3 protein-coding genes and 1 pseudogene are annotated in these 6,686 nt (G+C 63.5%); 2 read left to right on the top strand and 2 right to left on the bottom strand.

Going from position 1 to position 6,686, the window contains the following annotated elements; genetic code table 11:
- Positions 1-645 (top strand): putative porin (locus HP547_RS18410; protein WP_172287031.1); only part of this gene is annotated, 645 nt, incomplete at its 5' end.
- 119 nt (positions 646-764) lie between these two features.
- On the opposite strand, the gene HP547_RS18415 is transcribed toward HP547_RS18410, so the two are convergent.
- Positions 765-1,886 carry a beta-ketoacyl-ACP synthase III gene (locus HP547_RS18415; protein WP_172225425.1) on the bottom strand — a complete coding sequence of 374 codons (1,122 nt, stop codon included), beginning with the start codon at positions 1,884-1,886 and terminating at the stop codon, positions 765-767.
- Between the two features lie 179 nt (positions 1,887-2,065).
- Positions 2,066-5,971: an ATP-dependent RNA helicase HrpA gene (gene hrpA / locus HP547_RS18420; RefSeq protein ID WP_172287032.1), complete on the bottom strand. Its 3,906-nt coding sequence runs from the start codon at positions 5,969-5,971 to the stop codon at positions 2,066-2,068.
- A gap of 458 nt (positions 5,972-6,429) precedes the next feature.
- On the opposite strand from hrpA, the pseudogene HP547_RS18425 reads away from it, so the two are divergent.
- A pseudogene (locus tag HP547_RS18425) lies at positions 6,430-6,686 on the top strand (glutamine synthetase); the annotation flags it as partial.

The raw sequence follows: 6,686 nt of genomic DNA on the forward strand, positions 1-6,686 counted from the left end.
GGCGTGGCCGCCACCTACAAAGCGGATCTGGGCGGCGCGGAAGTCTTTGCCAGCGCCGGTCAGTACACGTTGAAAGACAACGTCGATGGCGACGGTGTTCAGTACAAGCACGACGCGCAGGTCTACCATGGCCAGTTGGGCGCCAAGTTCGCCCCAGCTGATGTGCTCAAGCTCACCGTGGGCGCCAGCATCTATGGTTACGACAACGACAAGGAAGCAGCCATTCTGCAGTCGTTCGGCAACACCACCAATGAATTCAACCTGGTCGAGGGCTTCGGCCAGGTTGACTTCACCGGCTTTGCCATCCCGCTGTCGGCTTACGGCCAGTACGTGAAGAACACCGAGAGCACCGATGGCGAAGACCAAGCCTGGCTGGCTGGCCTGAAGACCAAAGTCGGCGCCTGGAGCCTGGACTACAACTACCGCGACGTGCAGCGTAATGCCGTGGTCAGCCTGTTCACGGACTCCGACTTTGGCAACGGCTTCACCGGCTCGCGCGGTCACAAGTTCAAGGTCGGCTACGAGATCGACAAGAACTTCTCGCTGGGCGCGGCCTACCTGATGGCCAAGACCGACCTTTCGCAGCTGCCTAACAGCAATGCCGACGTAGACACCCTGCAGGTAGACCTGGAAGCCAAGTTCTAAACGAAACCCTGCTCTGCTTCACACTGAAGCGGGAAATGCCGACCCCATCCGGCATTTCCCGCTTTTTTTGCCTGTGAGATTGTAGGGGGCTGCTTTGCAGCCCCGACATTCCGAAGCAATCAGCGCTTGCGCAGAATCACGCTACCAATCGAATACCCCGCACCAAACGAGCTCAACACCCCCAGCGAGCCCTTGGCCAAGTCATCCTGGTACAAGTGGAAGGCAATCACCGACCCCGCCGAACTGGTATTCGCGTAGCGGTCGAGAATCACCGGTGCATCCTCTTCGGCCACTTCACGCCCCAGCAGCTTCTTGACGATCAGGTGATTCATGCTGAGGTTCGCCTGGTGCAGCCAGAAGCGCTTGACGTCCGACGGCTGCAGGTCGTTCTCGCCCAGATGCTTGCCGATCAGCTCGGCGACCATCGGGCAGACTTCCTTGAACACCTTGCGGCCTTCCTGCACGAACAGTTTGTCGCGGGTGTCGATACCCTCTTCCGCCGCGCGGTTGAGGAAGCCGAAGTTGTTACGGATGTTGTTGGAAAACGCGGTTTGCAGCTTGGTACCGACGATGTCGAACTGGTGCGCCGAGGTTGCCAGGTCGGCACGCTCGACCAGCACGGCAGTGGCAGCGTCGCCGAAGATGAAGTGGCTGTCGCGGTCACGGAAGTTCAGGTGCCCGGTGCAGATCTCCGGGCTGACCACCAGCAGTGCCCGGGCCTGGCCCAGCTGCACGCTGTTGGCGGCAGTCTGGATGCCGAAGGTGGCCGACGAGCAAGCCACGTTCATGTCGAAGGCAAAGCCCTGGATGCCCAGCGCCTGCTGCACTTCGATGGCGATGGCCGGGTAAGGGCGCTGCAGGTTGGAGCAGGCGACGATCACCCCGTCGACATCGGCAGGGGTGCGGCCGGCGCGTTCCAGTGCCTGGCGTGCGGCGGCAACGCCCATTTCACAGAGGATCGACTGTTCGTCGTTGGAGCGCTCTGGCAGGCGTGGTTTCATGCGTTGCGGGTCGAGGATACCCGCCTTGTCCATGACGAAGCGGCTCTTGATGCCCGAGGCCTTTTCGATGAACGCAGCATCGGACACTGGCGCCGCTTCGACTTCACCGCGCGCGATGGCGTCGGCGTTGTCCAGGTTGAACTGCTGCGACCAGGCATTGAAGGAAGCCACCAGTTCTTCGTTGGAAATGCTTTGGGCCGGGGTATACAGGCCGGTGCCGCTGATCACGACGTTATGCACGGTCGTTCCTCTGGTCAAAGGCCATCGCCACAGGGCGCTGGCTGGGAATATGACAGGTTAATGGCACTTTAGTACCAACTAGACAGCGAGGGCGGTGCCCTCGTTCGCGGGTGAACCCGCTCCCACAGGGGCCGTGCACCGGCCCCAAATTGCATCAATACTGCCACAACTGTGGAAGTTTAGCCCTCCACCTGGCTCCACTGCTTGCTCAATCTTTTATCCGAAATGGGCACTTTGGTACCCAGTTGCTGGGCAAACAGCGACACTCGGTATTCCTCCAGCCACCAGCGATACAAAGCCAGCTGCTCGTCACGCTTGCCCTCCTGGGCATGCTTGTCGGCACGAGCCTTGTACTGCGCCCACAAGTTGGCCAGCTCGCCACTCCACACCCGGTCCTTCTGCACCTGCGACCCCAGCTTTTCAAGGCGCAGCTCCACCGCCTTCAGGTAACGCGGCAGCTCCTTGAACCAGATACCAGGCGTCTCGCGTACGAAGCCCGGGTACACCAGGTTGCCCAACTGCTGCTTGATGTCGTTCAGCGCCACTGCCTGGCTCAGGTCGATCTTGCCCTTGAAGCGCTTCTGCAGCCCATGCCACAGCTTCAATACCTCCAGGGTAAGCCGAGCCAGGCGCTCGGCGTGCTCGGCCCATGCGCCACGCTTGCGCTCTGCCAGCCCGGCCAGTGCCGCGCCATCACGGGGCAAAGGCTGCTCGCCTTCGAGAATGCAACTGTCCAGGCTGGCCAGCAGGATGTCCTCGACCAGCGCATCGACCCGGCCCATGTCACGGTACAGCAGCCCCAGTTCGGTAAGCCCCGGCAACTTGCCGCGCAGGAACTTGGCCGGCTCGGCCAACTGCTGCAGCAGCAGGCGCTGCAAGGCGCGGCGGTGCTGGAACTCGGCTTCGGCCTGGGTCGAGAAGCGCCCTTCACGCACCGTACCGTTGTCTTCCACCAGCGCCGGGTACACGGTCATCGATAGCCCGGCGATCTTCTGCTGGGCGGTCTGCTTCACTTCGCTGAAGGCCTTGGCCTGCACCGGTTGTTCGTTATTGGCATCACGCGGCACGGCCAGCGCCGCCTGGCTGGCCGCGGCAAAGCGTGCAGTCAGCTCGGCGAGATCGCGGCCTTCACCGAGGAACTTGCCCTGGCCATCGACCACTTCGATGTTCATGCGCAGGTGGCCTTCGACCAGCTTGACCGACTCCTCCCACGCCTCATCAGAGACACGCGCACCGGTCATGCGCAGCAGCTCCTGGCCCAACGCCTGCGGCAATGCCCCTTGGCCAAAGGTCATGCGCGCCAGTGAAGCCTTGACGAAGTCCGGCACCGGCACGAAGTTCTTGCGCAGAGCCTTGGGCAGGTTGCGCACCAGTGCCACGCACTTGGCTTCCAGCAGGCCTGGCACCAGCCATTCGAGACGCTCGCCCGGCAGGCTCGGCAGCAGCGGCGCCGGCACCCGCACGGTCACACCATCACGGGGGTGGCCAGGCTCGAAGTGGTAGCTCAGCGGCAAGCGCAGTTCGCCCACCTGCAGGCTGTCGGGGTACTGCGCGGCAGTCACTTCGCTGGCCTCGCGGGCCAGCACGTCTTCCTCGCGCATGATCAGCAGGCTGGCATCCTTCTGGCTGCCCATGCGGTACCAGCTGTCAAAGGTCGCGGTCTGGTGGATCTCCGCCGGCAGGCGTGCTTCGTAGAAGGCGTACAGCGTTTCTTCGTCAGCCAGAATGTCGCGCCGGCGAGCCTTGGCCTCGAGTTCATCGAGTTCTTCGAGCAGGCGCTTGTTGGCCGCCAGGCACTTGGCCCGCGACTGGATTTCGCCACCCACCAGGGCTTCGCGGATGAACAGCTCGCGCGAGGTGACCGGGTCGATCGGGCCGAAGTGCACCGGACGGCGGCCGACCAGGATCAGGCCGTACAGGGTGATCTGCTCATAGGCCACCACTTGCCCGCGCTTCTTCTCCCAGTGCGGTTCGAAGTGGTTTTTCTTGACCAGGTGCCCGGCCAGCGGTTCGATCCAGTCCGGCTCGATCTTGGCCACCATGCGTGCATACAGCTTGGTGGTCTCGACCAGTTCGGCAGCCATCATCCACTGTGGGCGCTTGCGCCCCAGGCCCGACGACGGGTGTACCCAGAAGCGCCGCTGGCGGGCGCCCTGGTAGTCGCCCTCTTCGGTCTTCTGGCCGATCTGGCTGAGCAGGCCACTGAGAATGGCCTTGTGCATTTTCTGGTAGTCGGACGGTTCCTTGTTCACCGTCAACTGCAGGTCGCGGCAGATCAGCGCCAGTTGGCGATGGGCGTCGCGCCACTCGCGCAGGCGCAAGTAGTTGAGGAAGTTCTTCCGGCACCAGTTGCGCAGCGGGCTGGCCGTCAGCGCCTGGCGTTGCTCTTCGAAGCCGCGCCACAGGTTGACCAGCGCGGCGAAGTCGGAATCCACGTCCTTCCATTGTGCGTGCGCCTGGTCGGCCGCCTGCTGGCGCTCTGGCGGGCGCTCGCGCGGGTCCTGCACCGACAGCGCACTGGTAACGATCAGCACTTCCTGCAGGCTGCCCTGGCGGGCGCCCTCCAGCAACATGCGGCCCAGTCGCGGGTCGATCGGCAGGCGCGCCAACTGGCGGCCGAGCGGCGTCAGCTGGTTCTCGCGGTTGACCGCCGACAGCTCCTGCAGCAGGTTGAAACCGTCGCTGATGGCCTTGCCATCTGGCGGTTCGATGAACGGGAAGGCATCGATGGCACCCAGGCGCAGGTGCAGCATCTGCAGGATCACCGCGGCCAGGTTGGTGCGCAGGATCTCCGGGTCGGTAAACGCAGGCCGGCCGTTGAAATCCTCTTCGCTGTACAGGCGCACGCAGATACCCGGCTCGACCCGCCCACAGCGGCCTTTACGCTGGTTGGCACTGGCCTGCGACACCGCTTCGATGGGCAGGCGCTGGACCTTGGCGCGGTAGCTGTAGCGGCTGATGCGCGCGGTGCCGGTGTCGATCACGTAGCGGATGCCGGGCACGGTCAGCGAGGTCTCGGCGACGTTGGTGGCCAGAATCACCCGGCGCCCGGTATGCGACTGGAAAATGCGTTGCTGCTCGGCGGGCGAAAGGCGCGCATACAGCGGCAGGATTTCGGTGTGACGCAGTTGCGCCTTGCGCAGGATTTCGGCGGCATCGCGGATTTCCCGCTCGCCCGGCAGAAAGATCAGCACATCGCCTGGGCCCTTGCCCTCGCTGCGCTCGTGGTGCGCAAGCTCGTCCAGCGTGGCGAGGATGGCCTGGTCGACGGTCAGGTCGTCCTCGATCTGGTTACCTTCTTCGTCCTGCTCGCTGGTGAGCGGTCGGTACCAGGTTTCTACCGGGAAGGTGCGCCCCGACACCTCGATGATCGGCGCGCCGTCGAAGTGCCTGGAGAAGCGCTCCAGGTCGATGGTCGCCGAAGTGATGATCAGCTTCAGGTCCGGGCGGCGGTGCAACAGGGTTTTCAGATAGCCGAGCAGGAAGTCGATGTTCAGGCTGCGTTCGTGGGCTTCGTCGACAATGATGGTGTCGTAACGCTCCAGAAGGCGGTCGTGCTGGGTTTCGGCCAGCAGGATACCGTCGGTCATCAGCTTGACCAGGGTATTGGAGTCACTCTGGTCTTCGAAACGCACCTGGTAGCCAACCAGCCCGCCCAGGGGCGTGCCCAGCTCTTCGGCGACCCGCGCTGCCACGCTGCGTGCGGCGATCCGGCGCGGCTGGGTGTGGGCGATCAGGCCATGGCTGCCACGGCCCAGTTCCAGGCAGATCTTCGGCAGCTGGGTGGTCTTGCCCGACCCGGTTTCGCCGGCGATCACCAGCACCTGGTGTTCGGCCAGGGCCTTCTTGATTTCGTCACGCTTGGCGGCGATCGGCAGGCTGTCGTCGTAGCGCACGGTGGGCACGCTCTGCTGGCGTGCAGTGACCTGGGCGCAAGAGGCCTGGACCTTTTCCACCCATTGGGCCAGCTTCGCCTCGTCGGGGCGCTTGCGCAGTTCATGCATTTGCCGGCGCAGGCGATGGCGGTCGGCGATCATGGCGTGGTCGAGGTTTTGCAGCAGTTTGTCGATGGCGTGGTCAGTCATGGGGCTTTTTAGTGACGCAGGTGAGCCTGCTTTTTCATGATCGGCATTCGAAGGATGCGCGATTGTCGCAGATTTGGCCCTACTTTGCTGTGCAGGCTGGACCTGCTCCTACAGGGTTCGCACAGCGGCAGAATGTTTAGTCAGGCTCGATGTAAAGGTTGCCATTCACTGCTTTAATCAACCTTACGCCGCATGTGAGTATCAAAGGCATGACTCCCGCCCCAGCCATCGCCCCACCGTCTTCCCGCCCTTCGCTACCGAAGGCCCGGAGCCGTGCCGGGGAAAATCCGCTGGTGCACATCATCCTCGCCTTCTGGGCCTTGTGGCACTGCCGCCACGCACGCCCACCGGATACTTCGCACACGCCATCGTGACCAAACCCGGCCGCCTTCTGGCCGTTTGACTCAGCTGGGCCGCCCGTTTGCGCGGTGGCCAGTGCGCCCGTGAGCGAATCCATCATGCCCTTTGCACCTGTAGAGCAGGCCAGCCGTTTCCTGGCCGACAACCCCGATATCGAGCTGTTCGAACTGTTCATCCTCGACGCCAACGGCGTGCCGCGCGGCAAACTGCTGCACCGTGACGAACTGCTGGCCGTGTACCAGACCGGCCGGCCACTGCCCAGCACCATCCTCGGCCTGACCCTGAACGGCGACGACGTGGAAAACTCCGGCCTGGTGTGGGACGTGGGCGACATCGACTGCCGTGCCTACCCGCT

Origin of the sequence: Pseudomonas sp. CM27 (genome assembly GCF_013179515.1) — a bacterium.
Taxonomy (GTDB): domain Bacteria; phylum Pseudomonadota; class Gammaproteobacteria; order Pseudomonadales; family Pseudomonadaceae; genus Aquipseudomonas.

Bases quoted from the DNA above. Each gene is read 5' to 3' on its own strand.
- hrpA (WP_172287032.1), bottom strand. From the start codon at position 5,971: ATGACTGACCACGCCATCGACAAACTGCTGCAAAACCTCGACCACGCC.